The sequence below is a fragment of the Arthrobacter sp. efr-133-R2A-120 genome, from assembly GCF_030209835.1.
Lineage (GTDB): Bacteria > Actinomycetota > Actinomycetes > Actinomycetales > Micrococcaceae > Arthrobacter.
Map to the genome: position 1 here is coordinate 81,527 of NZ_JARVRF010000064.1, position 19,134 is coordinate 100,660.

The window sequence follows — 19,134 nt, forward strand, 5'->3', positions numbered from 1 at the left end:
GGTTCAGTTATCTGAGTACGCCTTCTTGGCGATGTGAATGACGGAGCTGTCCGTGTACTCCAGAAGTCCATCGATCCCGAATTCGACACCCAAGCCGGACTGTTTGCGGCCGCCGAACGGCACATCGGGCGCGACTGCCGAGTGCGTGTTCACCCAAACTGTCCCGCTCTCAAGTTGCCGCGCAACGGTTGTGGCACGTTCCACGTCGCTGCCCCAAACAGAGTTTCCGAGGCCGTAGTCGGTTCGGTTGGCCCGTTCGATGACCTCATCGATGTCGTCGTACTTCAGGACGCTGCGTATCGGGGCGAAGGTCTCTTCGGCGACAAGCGGACTGGTCTCCTCAATGTCGCGCACCACGGTGAGTTCGACGAAGTAACCAGGCCTGTCAATCACGTTTCCGCCCGCGATGATTTTTCCGTCGCGGGCAGCGATGCCGAGTGCGTTCTTGGCGGTCTGGAATTGGCGCGCATTCTGCAGCGGCCCGAATTCGTTATCCCGGTTGAGCCCGGGGCCAATCTTCGCCTTCTCAGCGAGTCGGGCAAGCTCAGTGCAGAACTCGTCGTACTGCGAAGAGTGCACGTAGATTCGCTTGATGTTGATGCACACCTGACCCGTGTTCCAGAACGCCTTCTCAAAGATCCGCTGGGCGACGGCGGGGATGTCTGCATCGTCGAGCACCACAGCCGCGTCGTTGCCGCCAAGTTCGAGGACTACTCGCTTGACGGTGTCACCACTCGCCATGACTTTTCGACCCACGGCGGTTGAGCCAGTGAAGGAGACCTTTGCGATCGACGGGTGCGCGCTAAGGAATGGCCCGATTTCGCCGCCGTCGCCCACCACGTTGACCACGCCTGCTGGCACCAGATCGTGGACGATTTCGGCCACAACCATCGCGTTGAGCGGGGTGGTGGGCGCCGGCTTGATGACGATTGTGTTGCCCGCAAGCAGCGCCGGAGCGAGCTTGTAGATGGTCTGGAAGAACGGAAAGTTCCACGGAATGATCGCAAGAACAACACCTAGCGGCGTGCGGTGGACCTCGATGCGCGACTCGTCATCCTCGCGGAGGACCTCCGGGTCCAGACGGAGGCTGTTGAAGTACCGCAGCCATGTCACCGCCGCGTCGACGTCACCCTCAGCTTCAGCAATCGGCTTGCCGTTCTCGAGGGTAATGATCTGCGCGATCTCCAGGCGGCGCTCTTCGATCCGCACCGCGATCTGTTCCAGGATATTAGTCCGGTCACCATGCGTGGTCTTTTGCCAGCCCGCGAACGCTCGGGCGGCCGCGAGGCATGCTTCGTTTGCCTGGCTCTCGTTCGCGACCGGAGCTACGGCGAACGCTTCGCCAGTCGCAGGGTCGATGACAGGCTGGCTGGATGCGCCCTCGAGCAGCCGCCCGTCGATGAGTTGCTTGAATGACCTGTCGGATAGCTCGGTCTTGGTCCGTACGGGATCCATCTGGAGCGTCATCTGGGCTCCCTCTCCATTGAGTACTGATTGCTTGTAGCCGATCACGCTGATCGGCGATAGCGATATCGTCCTCCAACACCCATGTGAGTAACTGTTCAGGAATCGGACACCTGACGTTCTTGCAGCGTTCCAATGCGGAGATCTGGGCTGAGCCGCCCGGTGCCGTCCGGTCGATCCACCTGCCAAGGTCTTCGCCCGGCGAACCGACTCTGGCGGAGGATTGACGGCCCGTGCGAGCATTGATATACCCCTGCTCGGAAAGAAAGCCATATGCCCATCCGTGAATTTGTCGGAAATCCGATGCCCGAAGGTGACTCGCCCATGGATCCGGACATCCGGCAGTCGTGGTATCGATCGACCCTAGCCGGACTGAACCCGGGCAGCCAGATCGTCATTGATCAACTCGTCGACATGAATCTCGGCTCCCGACTCATGCGGGCAGCCACGCCGGTCCTCGAAGGTCTAGAGAACCAGCTACACGACTCCAATTTCGGGCTTCTGCTTGCCGACAACGAGGGCTACATCCTGCATCGCACCTTCGGCACACCACATTTGGCCGCCGCGTCGGATCGTCTGGGGGTGTTGGTTGGCGCCCAAATCACAGAACAGACAAGCGGCACCAACGCGATCTCGACACCAATCGAGACCAGGCGCGGTGTTTTTGTGCTGGGGGAACAGCACTTTCTGGAATGCCTGCGCGACCAGATTTGCTTCGGTCTCCCGATCTTTCAGCTTGGCACAAGGCGTTTGGAAGGCGTGATCAACATAATGGGTCCGGGACGTGAAAGCCCGGCCCTGATGAAGCCCGTACTCACCGCTGCGGTCCGGGAGATCCAACAGAGGCTCTTAACTACGTACTCGGACGCTCAAGTTGCGCTCCTGCTCGCCTTTCGAGCTGCATGTGAAAGCCATCGCCGAATGCCGGTGGTGGCGGTCGAGCCAAGCGAGACTTTCACCAACGGTGCGGCGGCCACGGAATTACAAAGCAATGACCTCGCCGTGCTAAAAGAGTTCGCTGCGCAACACGGCGTGGTCTTCGGTGACCGAGTGCGGATGGACTTGAGCATTGGACAGCGAACGGTCCTCGTAGAGAGGGTCTCGGATCAGGGTGCGGTGTTCCGCGTTCTGCGAGACGAAGAAGATACCCTGGCTGTGCCCCGCGCTTCAGTTCGATACCGAACCGTCGGTGACCAACTTACCGAGATGCTCATCCGCGCACGCGCTGCCTCCGGCCATGTGCTCGTCTCCGGTGAGCCAGGATCGGGCCGCACCACCGCAGCTCACAGCGTGACAGGTGACGATTTCGTCCAAGTGATTGACGCCAGCGAAGCTGTCGTCAACGGCGCAAAGAAGTGGGCAGCGAGTCTTCAGAGCTTGGCAGAGCAATCGCCGGCCAGCCTCGTCGTCGAGTCGGTCCACCTTCTTGATGCGCGGTTGCTCCGGGTGCTGTCAGACGCTATGGAGCAAACGAGCACAAGGCTAGTGCTGACGAGCGATACGGGAGTAGATTCACTCGCTGCGGTCGTGACGCACTGTCGTTCGGTTATCGATCTGCCAACGCTGCGGCAACGCCGACTCGAGCTGGCTTCGATAATAGGGGCGATGCTGTCAGATCGCGGCGCCAAGAACATTAGGTTCACACCCCCGGCTCTGGCGGCCCTGTCAGCCCACGACTGGCCCGGCAACTACAAAGAGTTACAGTGTGTGTTAGACGAAGTTCTTGCCGCGCGGTCAGCTGGCGATGTGACTCTTGGCGACATTCCGGAGCGTTATCGAACGCCTGGCCGCCGCCGGAATCTGGGGCTCCTGGAGCAGGCTGAGTTCGACACTATTCGCAAGGTTCTGGTGCAAGTGAGGGGCAATAAGGTTCAAGCTGCAGGGCTGCTTGGCATCAGCCGCTCCACCCTGTATTCGCGGATGAAAGCACTCGGGCTCCAGTAACTCGCGGAGAGCGCAGAGAAGCCGCGCACCGGCGGTGTCATTAAGGATTACATCAGAGACAACCTCACAGCTTCGGTGAAATCGGGGATGTTTGGATGCGGGTCTCCTTTTCGCCAAGCCAGAACAACGGGCACTCGCGGGGCATCCGATAAGGTGCGGAAATCAATTTGTGGATGAGTATAAAAGCGTGCGGTCGACGCTGGAGTGATACCGATACCCCGACCCAGCGCAATCGCTTCCATCCACTCGTCAATATTGCGGACGCGCACGATCTTGGTGGGCATGTCTGCCTCATCCCACAGAGTGACACTGGTGGTACCCGCGAGGACGTTCATCACCAACGTCTCGCGTGACAGCTCCTTGAGGCCGATGGCGCTTCGTCCAGTGAGTCGATGACCAGCCGGAAGTGCCACCATCCTGGGTTCCTCAGTCAGCACAAGCGTTTCAAGCGCCGGGTTGTTTGGGGCGCCGAGAAGAAAAGCCAGATGGCATTGTCCCTCAGAGAGCCTCGCCATCGGGTCGTCGTAACGGCGAATGTCTACCTGAATGCCCGGATGCATGTTTTCAAAGGTCCTGACGGCCGGTCCTGTTATCTCCGCAAGAGGACCGGCGAAACAAATGCGCAAAACCAAAGGGGTGCCGGTAGCCGCGTCCGCGCCTTCTTGTAGGGCCCTCAAGGAGAGCTGAGCGTAGGCGAGGAGACGTGTCCCTGCCGGGGTCAGGGTAACGGAACGGCGGTCACGGCGCACTAGAACCGTTCCCAGAATCTGCTCGAGGCTAGCAATGGTCCGGCTCAGGGACGGCTGGGTGGTTCGAAGCCGTTCTGCCGCACGGGTGAAGTTCAGGTCTTCTGCGATGGCGACCAGAGCCCGGAGATGACGGAACTCAATGTTGAGAAGCCGATTTTCGAGATCCATCCCTTATACGTACCACGCATAAGGGATGTGAAATCGGCATTTCACAGCAAATTGATCCAACCGTAACGTGAGTCACCTCAGAACTCATCCAATGCAGAGGAGTACTTCCATGACACCTTCACCCCTTTCGATTTCAGGCGTTATACCTGCCCATTTGCAGCCGTTCACGGCCGATGGCCGCTTGGACGAGGTAAACCTAAGGAAGCATCTACGTGCGCTCTTGGATGTTCCCGGGATCTCTGGGATCACAACCAACGCCCATGCCTCGGAGACGGCAACGCTGACTCAGGATGAACGCGCCCGTCAGCTGGATATTGTGCTCGAAGAAACTAACGGGCGTGTGCCTGTTATCGCCGGTATCTATGAAGACGGATCAACCAAAGCCGCGGCAGCTGCGGCTCGGGCACAGCAGGCCGGCGCTGATGGCCTGCTGGTCTTCCCGTCCGCGGTATTGGATGGCGGCGGCTATCAGCGTCCGGAAATGGCGCGCGGGCACTTTGGCGAAATCGCCTCATCAACGGATCTACCGTTGATTGCCTTCATCTATCCCAACTTTTCGGCGTTGCGGTTCACCGTGGACGGCATCACGCAGCTGTGTGCGGAAATCGACACGATCGCCGCCGTCAAGGAATGGTCCAATGACATTGTCATTTACGAGCGGACGTGGAGGGCGCTGAAATCACTCGACAGGGACGTTGCGGTCTTGTCTAGTTTCAGCCGTTCCCTGTTCAGTTCCCTATGTGTGGGGGCCGATGGCATTCTCTCGGGTCATGGCAGCATTGTGGCCAGCCTTCACGTCAGGCTTTGGGAGGCTGTGAACAAGCTGGACCTCGCCGAAGCCCGTACGGTATGGGACCAGATCTGGCCGCTCGCCGAAGAATGCTACAAGGAACCTCTTCTGGACGGACACAACCGAATGAAGAACATCCTGGCATTGACGGGCGGCATCGATGAGGCTTATGTGCGCTCTCCGTTGCAGCCGCTCAGCGACGAAGAACGGACGGCCTTGCGCGCGGCTATAGCGGAGTCGGGACTTGTCCATGCCTGACGTGCAGACTTCGGCATTGTTTACTCCGATCTTTATCGGAGGCGTCGAGATCAGGAACAGGGTGGTCATGCCTCCCATGACGACCAGATACTCCACGAATGCGGGTTTTGCTACCTCTGCCACCGTTGCCTATTATCAAGCGCGCGCCCGCGGAGGCGTAGGGCTGATCACCGTCGAAATGGCAGCACCTGAGGTTGCCGGACGTCACCGGTTCCATGAGCTGGGCATCTATGATGACAAGTTTCTGCCGGGATTGGAAACGATAGTCAAGACAATCCACGATGAAGGTGCCCGTGCGTCGATCCAGCTAGGTCACGGTGGCAGCAGAGCTCGCCGTGCGGTCTCGCAGGTGCAGCCCATCGCACCCTCCGCCATACCAACACCCGTCTTTGAAATCGAAAAGGAAATAGCCCATCCCGAAGCGATGACCAAAGAACGAATCGAGGAAACAATCGGAGCGTTCGTCTCCGCCGCCGCACGCGCCAAACGGGCCGGCTTCGATATGGTGGAGCTTCACGGAGCACACGGCTACCTGATCGCGCAGTTCCTCTCTCCATCGGAGAATGTCCGTACGGATGAATTCGGCGGATCGCTGCGAAACCGGGCTCGTTTCGGCCTTCGAATCATCGAAGGCATAAAAGCCGCAGTTCCAGGGTTGCCGGTAATTTATCGACTTGGCGCCGAAGACTTCTACGCCGAAGGCTTACACGCCGAGGACGCTTATGCTGTAGCCGAATGGGCTGTCGAAGCAGGAGCCGACGCGATCAGCGTCACGGCAGGACACTACAAGTCCCAACCCGGCGCCGAGGTGATGATCCCGCCCATGGCCTACAAGGAAGGAATCTTCCTGGACATGGCCGCAGCCGTCAAGGCGCGGGTCAAGGTCCCCGTCATCGGCGTCGGAAGACTGGGCGACCCAGAGATAGCCGGCAGGGCCATAACCGAGGGAAAGCTGGACATGACGGCCATTGGCCGTCCGCTCCTGGCAGACGCGGAATGGGTCAACAAAGCCAGAAACGGGGAACCTGTTCGCAGCTGTCTGTCGTGCAATCACTGTGTGAACAACATGCGAGGCGGTAACAACCTGTCCTGCGTCGTCAACCCAACCACTGGCCGGGAACTGGAGTTCGCAGCCGGTCCTCGAACGGCGACCGGACGGAAAATCGTCATTATCGGTGCCGGACCGGCCGGTCTGTCATACGCATCGCTAGCCGCCCCTGGTAACACGGTCAGCGTTATCGACAAACGAGGCCAAGTGGGAGGCAATTTCCTACTGACGGGGAAGGCCCCCACCTTCAACGATGTTGAGGCCACGGAGCCGAGCTTCGCGGCTTACATCTCCAACCTGGAAAATGAATGCAGACGGGCCGGCGTCAGGTTCCATCTTGGTAAAGCTGCGCAATCCAGACCCGAACTTCTGCACGAAGCCGATCTCGTCGTCATCGCTGCCGGAGCTCGATACCGGGCCGGACTTGGTCCTTTGGTGGAGAAAATCCTGAACACGGCGTTCATGAAGTCAGGAGCCGTCAAGAAGGTTTTCAGCAACCAGAAAGTTCGCGATTTCTTTTACTACAGGCTACGCGTCGGGAGGGGAAATTCCCTCGTCCGCGCGCTCGGCCTGGGGGATCTCCCGAGCGACAGACTCGTAATCATCGGTGACGCCGCCCAAGCAGGTAAGGCGCGCGAGGCGATTAGCAGCGCGTTCGACGCAGCACTAAGGCCGCTACCAGCCGCAAACATTGATTCTCTACAGTTCGAACGAAACATCGGAGTGCAAAAATGAATACCTCGCTTAAAGGAAAGACCGCCATTATTACCGGTGCCGGTCGTGGCATTGGCAAGGCAATCGCCGCCCACCTCGTTGCCCAGGGTGCGAAAGTCGCAATCATCGACATCGACGCTGCGACGGCGGCTGACACTGCCGCCGAACTGGGCGGATACAGTGTCGCCGCTGACCTCACGGATCCCGCCTCTGTGCAACAGGCCATGGACGATGCTTCACACCAGCTGGGAGGACTGGACATCTTCGTTAATAACGCTGGAGTCTGCAACCCTGGTGAACTGCTGTCCGGAGATATCGGCCTCTGGGACAAGCAGTTCGCCGTGAACACACGAGCTGCCTATCTCTGTAGCGTCGCTGCCGCCCGAAAAATGATCGCCCACGAAAACCGTGGCTCGATCGTGATCATCACGTCCAACTGCGCAAGCAAACCTAGATTGGATCTTGCCGCATACTGCGCGTCCAAAGCGGCCACACAGATGATGGCGCAGTGTCTAGCGTTGGAAGTAGCGGGACACGGCGTCAGGGTCAACACGGTAAACCCCGGATCCTGCGAAACCGAAATGCAGCGCGAACAGTGGGCGCGGCTGGGAGTAGGACCCGAACGCCAGATCGAGGGGGATCTCAACGCCTTCCGCACCGGGATTCCGTTGGGCAGGCTTGCCCAACCGCAGGACATCGCCAATACCGTGGCTTTCCTGGCGTCCGACGAAACCAGCTTCGTGACTGGCCAGTCCTGGTACGTCGACGGCGGCCAAACTATCTAATTGCTCACCCAATAAGTGGCGATGGATACGGGTCCCGGCAGTCACTCTCGCCGCGGGCCCGACCGGTCGCAGAGAATTCTCGACACAGTCAGACGCCTGTGGAGAGTGACCAATCAGGACTGTCCTCACAGGAAGTAGACCCGAGCGGAGAAAAATGAGTTTTCATATCCAGTCTGACTGGTTGCCGTTAGTTGGTGAAGTCGTCGAGGTGCGCCTGCATAACGAGGTCGTCCGGCACGGCATCGTTGATGCCGTCACCAACGACAACTCGATTCTCTGGCTTGCCGTGGATGGCGTGAATCCACGCACCATGGTGCAAAGGTGGGATGGCTATGAGATCTGGATCGACTACAAATGGGAAAAGCCCGAAAAATCTCCGGTAAGTCTTCCTGCATGGTAGAAGAACGCGTGGTCGCTACAAACATTCAAATCTTAGGGAGCACTCACCTGGCAGTCATTCCCGAGCGCGAGCCGCAGCAGGCGAGCGGTCAAGCGGCCATCACGGCGTCAGCCGATGACCGGATGGAGATGTTGACATCTGACTGTTGGGGATCGATCAGGGCCGGAAGGCGGCGGGATTGCGAGCAGCGGCGGAGCGCTTCCATTGCCGCCGAGTCGACGTTGGCCCCGCTGACGTCGATTTCAAGGGCCAGACCATGCATGAGGGCGTTGGCCCGCCTCGCGACTACATAGAGGGCGTGAAGGCTCCGGGAGGTTAGCCGCCCGTGGGCTGTGATGCGGACCTGGGCACCATCGATGTCCATTTTTACGAGAAGCCGGATTTTTTCGGTCATGAGTCCTCTTCCGATCAGGAACCGCGACGCTGCGGTCCGGAACAAACACTAAACGGCGGATGTGACGCAGGCAACAGTTACTCCAGTTGTCGGCTTAACTGATTGCGAACCATCTTTTCTGGCTGGGCCATGGCCCTTCAGGGAATCCTGGCATAGGGTTTGACCCACTACCCGCTGGCTGCCCCACTGGGTTTATACGCACGATGTGGGCGTCCGGGCATGAACTTTGAACGCGGGATCTGGCCGACGCCGATTCCCGAATGATGAAGACGTGAGGGAGAAACATGACGCTTGCTCGTGCTGGACAACGAATAGCTACTCATCGTCCCTGTGTTCCCGCAGCGCTGCCAAGGGTACCGGCTTGTGGGCGGTGCGGCCCAGGGTTTCCGCTGACATTCCATGAATATGTTCCGGCGGTCTATGCGGCCGATGGCAGCGGATTGCGTCCGCCGTCGGCAAGCTACAGCTGTGCACGATGCGGTACAAAGGATAACCATCAGGTTCCCTCGGGCTGGGCCCCGCCTGAGTGGCAGTGGTACTCCTGAGCTAGGTAGGACATTGCTGCGACCACATGGGTTTGGACGCCCATGGACAGCGTCGGGTCGATCACGGGCGCGAAGAGCGGGGAGTGGTTGGCCGGAATGTCCCGGGCCACTGTTCCGCGTTCGACGGCGGCCCGGTAGCTTTCGGGATCCACGCCGCCCAAGAGCCAGAATGTGTATGGTGCATCGAAAGCGTCCGGAATGCGGCTGAAGTCTTCGGAAGCTGTCTGCCTATATGCGGTACGCACTGAGTCCTCCCCGAAATAGGCAGAGAATGCGGCCCGAACCTGCTCTGTCACGGCGGCGTCGTTGCTCGTGAGCGGGAACTGGTCGTAGTACTCGAAATCCGGGTCTTGCGGTGATCCGGCGGCAGAGCACTCGCCCCTGACTATCCGCTCAATCGCCGCGAGCACGGACGCACGAACCTGGGGGTCGTAAGTGCGGATGTTCAGGAGGAGGGTGGCGCGGTCCGGGATGATGTTCGACGTTGCTCCGGCGTTGAGCGCCCCTACCGTGACAACCGCGAAGTCGCCCGGCTTGGTCTCCCTCGAGACGATGGACTGCAGCCTGAGCACGATCGAGGAAGCCAGCACCACCGGGTCAACGGACATGTGCGGCATTGAGCCGTGTGCGCCCTTGCCGTACACCGTGATCTTGAGCGAGTCCGCGGCGGAGAGGACGGGGCCGGCCGTTGTTGCGACCATCCCTGCCGGGATCGGCATCACATGTTGGGCGAAGGCGACGTCGGGCCGCGGCACTTTGGCGACGAGTCCGTCGTCGAGCATTGCTTGGGATCCTGACCCGATCTCTTCGCCCGGCTGGAACAGCGCGATGTACGTCCCGGACCAGGCTGTCCGCCCGTCGGCCAAGAGCTTGGCCGCGCCGAGCAGCGCAGCGACGTGCAGGTCATGCCCGCACGCGTGCATGACCCCGTCCACGGTCGACGCATAAGGTAGCCCGGTCGCCTCGGCGACAGGTAGCGCGTCCGTGTCCGCGCGGGCAAGCACGGTTGGGCCGTCCCCGTTTGCGAGGATCCCGACGACGCCGGTGCCTCCGACGCGGGTTACTGCATAGCCGAACGCGGCGAGTTTCCCCTCGACGAGCTTCGAAGTCCTATGCTCCTCGAGGCTCAGCTCGGGGTGTCTATGCAGGTCCATATATGTGTCCTGGATCCAGGCGAGTTCTGTGCCAAGGCCTGCCAGGACTGCATCGCAACCGCTCATGGACAATCGCTCTCAGTAGCAGTTCGGAGCGCTTGGGCGAGCCGGCGCAACCGGGAAACCCAGCATAGACCCGGAAACCGAGCCGGGGGAGTCTACATTCCGAAGCCGCGAGCGGGATTACTTCCACGTCGCGGCTTCGGAAGGGCCGGTACTAGTCAGCGAGGATGTGGTACAGCGCTCGCCGGGCTTCGTCGATCTTTTCCATAGCCGCCGTACGCTGTTCGTCCGTTGCTGCGAAGCGGAATTGATGGATGACTCCCATGAGCTTTGCCACGCTCTGGTGGAACGCGGGTCCTGATCCCTCCGGATCGATGTTCCACGCATTTTCCAGCTCCTCAGCATGCTCCGCTACATATGCCTTCCCGGCATCGGTGAGTGTGAACTCGGTGCGCCGGCCTTCGCCGACAGGCGCAATGAGTTCCTCGTCAACGAGCTGCTGCAGGGTCGGATAGACGGAACCCGGGCTTGGGCGCCACGATCCCGACGTCTTCTCGGCGATTGTCTTGATGAGCCCGTATCCATTTGATGGCGCTTCGGCCAGCAGGGAGAGGATCGCGAAACGAACGTCGCCCTTGTTGGCCCGACGCGGGCCCCCGGGACCAAAGCCGGGACCAAATCCTGGTCCGAAACCCGGTCCGAAACCGCGGCCCGGCCCAAATCCGCGGCCCGGCCCGAATCCGCCGTGTCCGTGGGGACCGCGACGGCTGCGGCCGCGTCCGAAACGTTCCATATCCGGACCGCAATCTGTGTGCCTATTGTCGTGAATGCCTTTCATAACGGCATCGTCCTTTCAGTGTTTTGTGGGTTGCCCTCAGGCTCGCAGTTTGTTCTGCGATACTTAACGATATATCGCTGACTGTCGTTAAACAAGAGCTGGATTTGTTCGAACTTGGTCTGCGACGCAGGCCGGGGATACCCGATCGCTCTGCCGATTGCCCGCTCGGAACTTACGATGGTCGTGAACGAGATTGAGGACACTAAATGAGTGAACTACTGACGACCATCGAGGTCGAAGAATTCCTGCCGCATTCGCCTGTCAAGGTCTGGCGGGCTCTGACGGAACCCGGGCTGATCGCCCGCTGGTTGATGGAAAACGACTTCCAAGCGATCGTCGGGCATCAGTTCCAGATGCGCGGGATTCCCGTTCCGGCAGTTGGCTTCAGCGGCTTGGTGGCAAGCGAAGTCCTTGACGTGGAAACGGAGAAGCTACTGCGTATTTCGTGGCGGGACGCGAACTCCGGAAACAGCCTCAACAGCACCGTGACGTGGTCGATCGCCGCGGAAGACACGGGCACCCGTCTGTCGCTTGTCCATGACGGGTTCAATCCCGACGAGCCGACGCACGTGGCATCGCACCGCATCATGAGCGGTGGCTGGCGAAACCATGTGCTTCCGCGGCTCGGCCAGACCTTGGCCGGACTCGACAGCACTGAATCCGACAGCGCCGAACTCGACAGCTAAGGGCAAACAATGCAATTCGTCGTTTTCTACAGCTCGGACCCTTCGGCACTTCCGGGGCTCCAGGCCGTCTATCCCCGGCACGTTGAATATATGCAGGCCTTCGCCGCCAAGGGCGGCCTGATCGGCATCGGGACTTTCAACAATCCCGCCGTGAACGGTTCGATGGGCATCTTCACCAGCAAGGAAAGGGCGGAGCAGTTCATCGCGGGCGATCCTTTCGTCCTGGAAGGACTGGCAGTACCCAGCGAGATCCGGGAATGGAACGCAGTAATGTTCAGCCCACAGGATCTCGCCTGACGTCGGTCAATCCGCGCAGCTCACCCGCGCGGGCTCCACGAACACTGGCACTTTAGGCTCGATTCCCCACGCCACCCGGTGTAGTGCGGTTGCGAGCCAACCCCGGAGCCGAGACGGCCGCAGGCGCCTTGCCGGGCGTGCCGGAACAACCGGTGCCCCCGGCAAAGCACTGCGGCTGTCATTGTTCACGAGGCCAACGACTGCGCAAGCCATCATCAACGAAAAATCCATAGTCATCTTCTTCTCATCTAAGCGTGGAGCCCTGAACTGGTTGACCAGTTAGCGGCTGGAAGAAACCCGAATAATCCAAGGCGGAACCGCCGTCGTTCAAGGTTCTGTTAAAGACGCTAAGCGCTCTGGAAGACGATGTCAGCAGATGTGCCGCTCCCTGCTTTTCCTAGGACTGACGGTCCTACCCCACCGCACGCGGCCAAGCGGCAAGGCCTTGAACCCTCAGTCCGAGATCGACGCCGGTGCCGCCAGTTCGCTTGCGGTGGTGGCCGCCCAGCTCGCGAGCAGTTTCAGGCGTTCGTCGCTCGCTGACCCGGGTTCCGCGGTGTACGCGAACATCGTCCACCCGGGGTTGGCCGGCAGTTCCATTGCCTCATAACTGAGTTCGAGGTCCCCGACCACCGGGTGGTGCATTCGCTTGGTGCCGGTTCGGTGGAAGCGGACGTTGTGGGCGGCCCAGCGTGTGCGGAATTCCTCGCTCCGAGTAGCGAGCTCGCCGACCAGATCGCTCAGGCCCTTGTTGTGCGGCTGCCGTCCGGCGTAACCGCGGAGGGTGGCGACGATGTCGTTCGCGCCTTGCTCCCAATCGAGGTAGAAGTTGCGTGACTCGGGGTTGAGGAACACAAACCGGGCGTTGTTCACGGGCCGGACCGGATCGGTAAAAAGGGGCGAGAAAAGGGCGCGGCCGAGTGGGTTCGCAGTGATGAGATCCATGCGCTCGTTCCGCACCCACGTCGGTGCACCCGTGATTGCGTCCATGAATCGCTGGAGGCTCGGGCGGATCTGCTGTGCGGGCGTGACCGCCCGGCGGCGGCGGGCCGGCCCGGGCTGCGCGGCCCGGGCGAGATCGAACAAGTGGGCGGTTTCGGCTTCGTCGAGCCTGAGGGCGTGGGCAATCGATTCGAGCACTTCGTCCGAGACACCTGTGAGGTTACCGCGTTCCAGCCGCGCGTAGTAATCCACGCTGACTGAAGCCAAGGTTGCGACTTCTTCCCGCCGCAACCCAGGCACCCGGCGGTTGGCACCCACAATGAGATTCACTTGCTCGGGTGTCACTTTGGCCCGCCGCGAGCGCAGAAACTCACTCACATCGTTTCGACTGTCCATGGATTCAGGCTACTTCCGGCAGGGGACGTGTGGGAGGTCTTGTCAGTACACCGTTAAAGCACGGTGGGCGGATACGGCAGGGTGCCGTACCCGCCCACAGTGCTTAGTTGCCTTGGGGGTTAGTGACCGGGGCCGCCGGTTTCGGTTGCCGTGACCTTGAAGCTCGCATCGAGCTTGACGGTGGCGTGCGTGCCGTCCGACTTGGTGATGTGGGCTTCATAGGCGGCGCTGCCGTCGTCTTCGGTGGTCAGGTTCTCCACCGTGGCGCCGGAGTTGGCGGCCAGTACAGCGGCCTTCACCTTGCTTGCGGTGTCACCCGTGAGATCGGTTTCGTTTCCGTGGTTGCCGTGGCCGCCCTTCCCGCCTCCGGGGCCGCCGGTTTCGGTTGCCGTGACTTTGAAGCTCGCATCGAGCTTGACGGTGGCGTGTGTGCCGTCCGACTTGGTGATGTGGGCTTCATAGGCGGCGCTGCCGTCGTCTTCGGTGGTCATGTTCTCCACCGTGGCGCCGGAGTTGGCGGCCAGCACGGCGGCCTTGACCTTGCTTGCGGTGTCGCCGGTCAGGGCCGTTTCGTTTCCGTGCGTGCCACCATCCGCGGGGGCGGATGGGCTGGCAGTTGAGGTGTCGGTGGTTGCGGCGTCGGCGGGAAGTGCCATGGCCGTGAGGGCTCCGCCGCCTGCGACCGCGCCGATCAGGGCAGCGCCCACTGCGATTTTCCGGACTTTGTTCACGATGTTGCTCCTTAGAGGTTCAACTCCGAGGGGTTCGAAGCTGTATCCCATCCTCGAAGCCCACACTTTGGCCCCTCTATACCTGTGCTGTGCCTCAACTGTGACAATTCCGCCTGGCTCACAGGATCCGGTTGCGTGGCACCACGCGAACGCCTAGAGGTTGGTCATCCGTTCTGCGGCGTCGTTGTAGCGCCCGCCCTGTACCTGGATCTTCGAGGCTGCATCCTCGATTTCGCCCAGTTCCGCGGCGGACAATTCGACGACGGCGGCACCGATGTTTTCCTCCAAGCGGTGCAGTTTGCGCGTTCCGGGGATCGGGACGATCCAGGGCTTCTGCGCCAGGAGCCATGCCAAGGCGATCTGGCCCGGAGTAGCACCCTTGCGTCGTGCGATGTTCGCGAGCAGTTCGACGACGGCGGCATTGTGCTGGAGCGCTTCCGGCGCGAACCGGGGGATGGTGCTGCGGATGTCGTTGCCGGCGTCGAAGCTCGTGGCCGCGGTAATGGTACCTGTCAGGAAGCCTTTGCCGAGTGGGCTGTAAGGGACAAAACCGATGCCCAGCTCCTCGCACGCGGCCAGCACTTCCTCCTCGGGGCGGCGCCACCAGAGGGAGTATTCGCTTTGGATGGCGCTCAGGGGCTGGATGGCATGCGCCCGGCGGATTGTTACCGCAGATGCTTCGGACATGCCGAAGTGCTTCACCTTGCCGGCCTCGATCAGTTCCTTGACCGCTCCCGCCACGTCTTCGATGGGAACGTCGGGGTCCACCCGGTGCTGGTAGTAGAGGTCGATGACGTCGACGCCGAGCCGGCGCAAAGAGCCTTCCACGACGTCCTTGATGACCTCCGGGCGGCTGCTCACGCGCCCGCTTGGCTTGCGCTCTGCGGGATCGATGTCCCATCCGAACTTGGTGGCGATCACCACTTGGCCTTTGTACGGGGCGAGGGCTTCGCCCACCAGTTCCTCGTTGGCATACGGGCCATAGATTTCGGCGGTGTCGAAGAATGTCACGCCCCGGTCCACGGCGGCTCGGATCAGCGAGATCATTTCCTGCCGGTCCGGCTTGTCGCTGTATCCACCAGTCATGCTCATGCAGCCCAGTCCGACGGCGGAGACCTCCAAGCCGTTGGTGCCCAGTGTGCGCTTTTCCATCGTTCGTCCTCCCGTGTCGTGAATCCTGTGTCGTGAAACAAGATCCAGCCTTGCCGTCAACACTAGGGACGCGACGGTACTGGCAGGGAGTCCCTGTCAGTACCTCTCTCAGCGGGGAGTTCCCGACGACGGCGATCGGCCGCCGTCGGGCGCCCAAGTGAGCCGCCGCCGTCGGGAGCTGCTTGTCAGCAGGCCGGCCGGTTCCGGACGTCGCTCGAGACATGCTGCTTGAGCAGCGAGCCTCCGGCTTCTGCCTTCAGTTCGCGGTTTTCAACCATGACCTGCCCGCGCAAGACCGTCATGCTCGGCCAGGCGGCCACCTCGTAGCCGTCCCAGGGGGTGTAGTCGGCCTCGTGCAGGTCCTCGGCATGGATGGCCCGCTCCACCGTGGTGTCCAGGACAGCCAAGTCGGCGTCGCTGCCCACCGCGATCACGCCCTTCTGCGGGTACAGTCCAAGGATCTTCGCCGCGTTGGCGGAAGTGATGTCAACAAAGCGGGTGAGATCGAGCCCGCGCTTGGCCACTCCTTCGGTGTACGCGACAGCCATGCGCATCTCGACCCCGGCGTGACCGCCCGTGGCGTCAAGAATGGTCTTGCCTCGGGTCTTTACCTCGAGGTCGGTGCAAACTCCGTCCGTTGCCAGGGTACTGAGCGAGCCTTCGAGCAACGATTCCCACATGGAGTCGCGGTCGGTTTCCGATTTCAAGGAAGGGTAGGTGTGGTAGATCGCGCCGTTCTTCTGTTTGTAGTCTTCCGCGGTGAAGTACGCGTAGTGGGGGAGGATCTCGCCATAGACCGCTTGGCCGCGCCCGCGTGCCTCTCGGATGGCATCCACGCCTTCGCGGGCGCTGACGTGCATGAGGTAGATAGGCGCACCGACGTGCTCGGCGAGGGTGATGACCCGCTGGAAGGACAACTTTTCCGAAAGGTTGTTGTGGGCATGGTGCATGTTCTCCAGCCCGATCCTGCCTTCGCGCTGCAATTGCTTGTAGGCGTACATAACGATGTCGTCGTCCTCGGCGTGCACCGCGAGCATTGCCCCGGCATGGGCTGTTTGTTGCATTAGCCCCCACATATTGCCGAGGTCCGTCTTCTGCTTGGGGCGCGTCGGGGTGGTGTTGGTCATCCAGACCTTGTAGCTTCCATGGCCAGCGGCGACGGCGTCGGGAATCTGTTCGAGCACTTCGAACGGAATTTCCGGTTCCTTGAACGTGCCGTGCAAGGCGTAATCGGTGTAGCTTGACCCGGCCCACTCGGCCGACTTGCGGGCGAAGGACTCCGACAGCTCATCGCCGGGTTGCCAATGCGCGAAATCCACCAACGTGGTGGTCCCACCATAGATGGCGCCTTCGCTCACCCGGTCGGGGCCAAAACACTTGATTCCGCTTTCGGCCGCCGTCGGAAGGACGGAGTTGGTATGGACATGCGGGTCCACGCCGCCGGGGACAACCAATTGGCCGCGGAGATCGACGGTACGTGCTGCTTCCTCCGTGGGACCGAGGCCGGTCTCGCGGAGGGACACAATCTTGCCTCCCGCAATGCCGATGTCCAGGTTTTTGGCGCCGGAGGGGGTAACCACCAGGCCGTTGGTGAGAACGAGATCAAGCATCAGGGGGTCGCGCCTTTCAGGGTTGGTGAGGATTCAGAGTTGGTGAGGTTCGAGGGAAAACGGTGCGGACGTGAAGTAGCGGGCGGCGAGGGAGACTTTCACCGAGGCGCGGGCGTTGACGAGCTGGGATACGGAAACATCAGCGGCTGCGCTCATCAGCATCGCAGCCTTCTCGCGGGTCCACTTCCGGTCCGCCTGCAGGAGTTCGAGCATGTCGTCGAGCGCCAGCCGCGCGGCGTCGTCGAGGGTCTCGCCGTCGCCGATCGTGATGACGCTACCCCCGGACAGGACCACCGGCCGCTTGACGGTGACCCCGGCCAGGACATGGCAGGAGAGGACAACGCTGCCCTCGACCTCGACGGCGGTAAGGGAGCACTCGCCGTCGCCCTGTACTGCATGGAGGTCGCCGGCATAGAGCAAGGCGTTCGCGCTCTGCACGGGCAAGATGACGGCGGAACCAGCGGTCACGTCCTTGCAGTCCATGTTGCCGCCGTGCATTCCGACGGTGCTTGAGTTGGGATTCCCGTCGGCCGGTGCCACGCCGATCTTGCCGATCATGGGCCGGATGGGAATCCGGATGTCGTCGTCGAACCGGACGCTCCCGTCCACAATGTCGACAACCCGGCCGGATCGCCCTAGCCCTCCGGTGAAACCGCCGCGCCCGGGAAGTGTCACCATGGCGCCCCGGTCCGCTATCCGGATCTCGTGGACGTCAATACGGAGTGTGTCCCCTGGATTGACGCCGCGCACCGCGACCGGCCCTGTCACGGGGATGGACAACTTCTCGTACTCATCGGTGCTTTCGAACAGGCCACCTGTCAGTAGGCTCCGGGCGCCGAGGGAGAACTGCTCGCCTTGGCCTACTTCAATCACGGGGGTGGCGTCGCGGTCAAAGGATCCCGCTGCCGATTCAAAGCTTGCGTGGAGCATGTTCAGCATGCTGCCCCTTTCGTTTGAGGCGGTGGCGTAAACCTAGACGGTGGGGTAGACGGGCCGTGCCCACTTTTGATCGGCGGCTACTCGTCCGACGACGGCCTGCCGGTAGGCGTGCTGCAGTTGGCGGGTGAGTTCGCCGGCAGTACCGTCGCCGATCGGCGTGCGGTCCACGGAAGAGACGTGGTTGATTTCGGCGGCGCTGCCGCACACGAAGATTTCGTCAGCCGAGTAGAGTTCCGTGCGGTCGATCGGGCGGATGTCGACGTCGACGCCGAGGACGTTGCGTGCGAGATGGAGGACGCTGTCCCGGGTGATCCCCTCCAGGATGCTGTCCGTTGCGGGGGGCGTGCACAGCCGGCCCTGGCGAACCATGAACACGTTGTAGCCGGCACCTTCGGCAACATGGCCGTCCTCGGTCAGCAGAAGGGCTGCGTCGTACCCGTTGCGCCGGGCCTCCAGCATGGCAAGGCGCCCGTTTTGGTAGTTGGCGATCGATTTGACCCTGGGCGGCATGGAGCGGTCGGACAAGCGGGCCCAACTGCTGATCTGCACGTCCAGTCCGCTGGCACCGAAATAGTTGCCCATCGGGATGGCCGCCATGAATACGGTGACCGGACTAGTGTCCTCCGGCTTGCCGTCGCTCGAGTCGACGAATACTTGTGCGCGCATGTGGAGGTTCCCGTGCAGCTCGTTCGCCCGCACCAGGCCGAGCAATTGTTCACTCAAGACGCCGATGTCACGCGGCCCGTCGATTTCCACCACCCGCATCGAGTCAATCAAGCGGCGCATGTGGTCGGCCACCCGGAAGGCGTAGAGCTGCTGGTCCTCATCGCTCCAATAGGCGCGGAACCCTTCGAAGACGCCGACGCCGTACTTCAACGTGGTGCTCAGGACGTGGAGCTTGGCATCTGCGTACTCCACCAGTTCGCCGTCACGCAGCAGGTAGCGAACGCTGGGCTCGAATGCGGGCTCTTTGGTGTCGGTCACAGTTGCCGATTTACTCAGATTGGTCATTGTTGTCTCCAAATCGTGTTCGGAAAACAGATCAGGGCTCGGCTTCACACCAAGGTTGACATCCGTCTTCATCTTACTGTTGGCGTTGTCACCATAATGAAGACGCTTTGGTGGTC

18 protein-coding genes are annotated in these 19,134 nt (G+C 61.3%); 7 read left to right on the plus strand and 11 right to left on the minus strand.

Features of this window, described 5'->3' with window-relative positions; all coding sequences use genetic code 11:
- Positions 1 to 3 precede the first annotated feature (3 nt).
- Positions 4 to 1,467, minus strand: a complete 1,464-nt coding sequence (locus QRN52_RS22235) for an aldehyde dehydrogenase family protein (RefSeq protein WP_284755897.1) — start codon at positions 1,465 to 1,467, stop codon at positions 4 to 6.
- A gap of 321 nt (positions 1,468 to 1,788) precedes the next feature.
- Here QRN52_RS22235 and QRN52_RS22240 point away from each other — a divergent pair, with 321 nt between their 5' ends.
- On the plus strand, positions 1,789 to 3,408 hold the full coding sequence (locus QRN52_RS22240) for a sigma-54-dependent Fis family transcriptional regulator (RefSeq protein WP_284755898.1): 1,620 nt from the start codon (positions 1,789 to 1,791) through the stop codon (positions 3,406 to 3,408).
- Between the two features lie 47 nt (positions 3,409 to 3,455).
- Here the strand turns inward: QRN52_RS22240 and QRN52_RS22245 are convergent, their stop codons facing one another.
- Entirely contained in the window at positions 3,456 to 4,325 is an 870-nt protein-coding gene (locus QRN52_RS22245) for a LysR family transcriptional regulator (RefSeq protein ID WP_284755899.1), read from the minus strand.
- 109 nt (positions 4,326 to 4,434) lie between these two features.
- On the opposite strand from QRN52_RS22245, the gene QRN52_RS22250 reads away from it, so the two are divergent.
- The 4 genes from QRN52_RS22250 to QRN52_RS22265 all read left to right on the plus strand — a co-directional run bounded on the left by QRN52_RS22250 (position 4,435) and on the right by QRN52_RS22265 (position 8,320).
- On the plus strand, positions 4,435 to 5,373 hold the full coding sequence (locus QRN52_RS22250; protein WP_284755902.1) for a dihydrodipicolinate synthase family protein: 939 nt from the start codon (positions 4,435 to 4,437) through the stop codon (positions 5,371 to 5,373).
- Complete coding sequence (locus QRN52_RS22255; protein ID WP_284755904.1) at positions 5,366 to 7,156, plus strand: oxidoreductase; 1,791 nt, start codon at positions 5,366 to 5,368, stop codon at positions 7,154 to 7,156. The genes QRN52_RS22250 and QRN52_RS22255 overlap by 8 nt, the downstream gene beginning before the upstream one ends.
- Entirely contained in the window at positions 7,153 to 7,920 is a 768-nt protein-coding gene (locus QRN52_RS22260) for an SDR family NAD(P)-dependent oxidoreductase (RefSeq protein WP_284755905.1), read from the plus strand. The genes QRN52_RS22255 and QRN52_RS22260 overlap by 4 nt, the downstream gene beginning before the upstream one ends.
- 154 nt (positions 7,921 to 8,074) lie before the next feature.
- A complete protein-coding gene (locus tag QRN52_RS22265; protein ID WP_284755907.1) occupies positions 8,075 to 8,320 on the plus strand; it encodes a hypothetical protein in 246 nt (81 codons plus the stop codon).
- Positions 8,321 to 8,408: 88 nt separating this feature from the next.
- Here the strand turns inward: QRN52_RS22265 and QRN52_RS22270 are convergent, their stop codons facing one another.
- The 3 genes from QRN52_RS22270 to QRN52_RS22280 form a co-directional block, all read right to left on the minus strand.
- Complete coding sequence (locus tag QRN52_RS22270) at positions 8,409 to 8,714, minus strand: hypothetical protein (protein WP_284755909.1); 306 nt, start codon at positions 8,712 to 8,714, stop codon at positions 8,409 to 8,411.
- A gap of 496 nt (positions 8,715 to 9,210) precedes the next feature.
- A complete protein-coding gene (locus QRN52_RS22275; protein WP_284755911.1) occupies positions 9,211 to 10,479 on the minus strand; it encodes an amidohydrolase in 1,269 nt (422 codons plus the stop codon).
- A gap of 151 nt (positions 10,480 to 10,630) precedes the next feature.
- On the minus strand, positions 10,631 to 11,254 hold the full coding sequence (locus tag QRN52_RS22280) for a PadR family transcriptional regulator (protein WP_284755912.1): 624 nt from the start codon (positions 11,252 to 11,254) through the stop codon (positions 10,631 to 10,633).
- 206 nt (positions 11,255 to 11,460) lie between these two features.
- On the opposite strand from QRN52_RS22280, the gene QRN52_RS22285 reads away from it, so the two are divergent.
- Positions 11,461 to 11,940: an SRPBCC family protein gene (locus tag QRN52_RS22285; protein ID WP_284755913.1), complete on the plus strand. Its 480-nt coding sequence runs from the start codon at positions 11,461 to 11,463 to the stop codon at positions 11,938 to 11,940.
- 9 nt (positions 11,941 to 11,949) lie between these two features.
- Positions 11,950 to 12,237 carry a YciI family protein gene (locus QRN52_RS22290; protein WP_284755914.1) on the plus strand — a complete coding sequence of 96 codons (288 nt, stop codon included), beginning with the start codon at positions 11,950 to 11,952 and terminating at the stop codon, positions 12,235 to 12,237.
- A 453-nt stretch (positions 12,238 to 12,690) separates the two neighbouring features.
- Here the strand turns inward: QRN52_RS22290 and QRN52_RS22295 are convergent, their stop codons facing one another.
- From QRN52_RS22295 to QRN52_RS22320, 6 genes are all read right to left on the minus strand, one after another.
- A complete protein-coding gene (locus QRN52_RS22295) occupies positions 12,691 to 13,575 on the minus strand; it encodes a helix-turn-helix transcriptional regulator (protein WP_284755915.1) in 885 nt (294 codons plus the stop codon).
- Positions 13,576 to 13,694: 119 nt separating this feature from the next.
- The gene (locus QRN52_RS22300; protein WP_284755916.1) at positions 13,695 to 14,306 is read right to left on the minus strand and encodes a PepSY domain-containing protein; all 612 of its coding nucleotides are present in this window, start codon (positions 14,304 to 14,306) and stop codon (positions 13,695 to 13,697) included.
- A gap of 153 nt (positions 14,307 to 14,459) precedes the next feature.
- A complete protein-coding gene (locus tag QRN52_RS22305) occupies positions 14,460 to 15,458 on the minus strand; it encodes an aldo/keto reductase (protein ID WP_284755918.1) in 999 nt (332 codons plus the stop codon).
- Between the two features lie 185 nt (positions 15,459 to 15,643).
- Positions 15,644 to 17,068 carry a dihydroorotase gene (locus QRN52_RS22310; protein ID WP_284755920.1) on the minus strand — a complete coding sequence of 475 codons (1,425 nt, stop codon included), beginning with the start codon at positions 17,066 to 17,068 and terminating at the stop codon, positions 15,644 to 15,646.
- Between the two features lie 33 nt (positions 17,069 to 17,101).
- Positions 17,102 to 18,007 carry an acetamidase/formamidase family protein gene (locus tag QRN52_RS22315; protein WP_284755922.1) on the minus strand — a complete coding sequence of 302 codons (906 nt, stop codon included), beginning with the start codon at positions 18,005 to 18,007 and terminating at the stop codon, positions 17,102 to 17,104.
- A 33-nt stretch (positions 18,008 to 18,040) separates the two neighbouring features.
- Positions 18,041 to 19,018 carry a branched-chain amino acid transaminase gene (locus tag QRN52_RS22320; protein ID WP_284755923.1) on the minus strand — a complete coding sequence of 326 codons (978 nt, stop codon included), beginning with the start codon at positions 19,016 to 19,018 and terminating at the stop codon, positions 18,041 to 18,043.
- Positions 19,019 to 19,134: the final 116 nt, after the last annotated feature.

Excerpts from the sequence above, each read along its gene's own strand:
- QRN52_RS22235 (WP_284755897.1), bottom strand. The coding sequence starts at position 1,467 with ATGACGCTCCAGATGGATCCCGTACGGACCAAGACCGAGCTATCCGAC.
- QRN52_RS22250 (WP_284755902.1), top strand. The coding sequence starts at position 4,435 with ATGACACCTTCACCCCTTTCGATTTCAGGCGTTATACCTGCCCATTTG.
- QRN52_RS22320 (WP_284755923.1), bottom strand. The coding sequence starts at position 19,018 with ATGACCAATCTGAGTAAATCGGCAACTGTGACCGACACCAAAGAGCCC.
- QRN52_RS22265 (WP_284755907.1), top strand. The coding sequence starts at position 8,075 with ATGAGTTTTCATATCCAGTCTGACTGGTTGCCGTTAGTTGGTGAAGTC.
- QRN52_RS22315 (WP_284755922.1), bottom strand. The coding sequence starts at position 18,007 with ATGCTGAACATGCTCCACGCAAGCTTTGAATCGGCAGCGGGATCCTTT.
- QRN52_RS22260 (WP_284755905.1), top strand. The coding sequence starts at position 7,153 with ATGAATACCTCGCTTAAAGGAAAGACCGCCATTATTACCGGTGCCGGT.
- QRN52_RS22305 (WP_284755918.1), bottom strand. The coding sequence starts at position 15,458 with ATGGAAAAGCGCACACTGGGCACCAACGGCTTGGAGGTCTCCGCCGTC.
- QRN52_RS22280 (WP_284755912.1), bottom strand. The coding sequence starts at position 11,254 with ATGAAAGGCATTCACGACAATAGGCACACAGATTGCGGTCCGGATATG.
- QRN52_RS22245 (WP_284755899.1), bottom strand. The coding sequence starts at position 4,325 with ATGGATCTCGAAAATCGGCTTCTCAACATTGAGTTCCGTCATCTCCGG.
- QRN52_RS22285 (WP_284755913.1), top strand. The coding sequence starts at position 11,461 with ATGAGTGAACTACTGACGACCATCGAGGTCGAAGAATTCCTGCCGCAT.
- QRN52_RS22290 (WP_284755914.1), top strand. The coding sequence starts at position 11,950 with ATGCAATTCGTCGTTTTCTACAGCTCGGACCCTTCGGCACTTCCGGGG.
- QRN52_RS22270 (WP_284755909.1), bottom strand. The coding sequence starts at position 8,714 with ATGACCGAAAAAATCCGGCTTCTCGTAAAAATGGACATCGATGGTGCC.
- QRN52_RS22255 (WP_284755904.1), top strand. The coding sequence starts at position 5,366 with ATGCCTGACGTGCAGACTTCGGCATTGTTTACTCCGATCTTTATCGGA.
- QRN52_RS22240 (WP_284755898.1), top strand. The coding sequence starts at position 1,789 with ATGGATCCGGACATCCGGCAGTCGTGGTATCGATCGACCCTAGCCGGA.
- QRN52_RS22310 (WP_284755920.1), bottom strand. The coding sequence starts at position 17,068 with ATGCTTGATCTCGTTCTCACCAACGGCCTGGTGGTTACCCCCTCCGGC.
- QRN52_RS22275 (WP_284755911.1), bottom strand. The coding sequence starts at position 10,479 with ATGAGCGGTTGCGATGCAGTCCTGGCAGGCCTTGGCACAGAACTCGCC.
- QRN52_RS22295 (WP_284755915.1), bottom strand. The coding sequence starts at position 13,575 with ATGGACAGTCGAAACGATGTGAGTGAGTTTCTGCGCTCGCGGCGGGCC.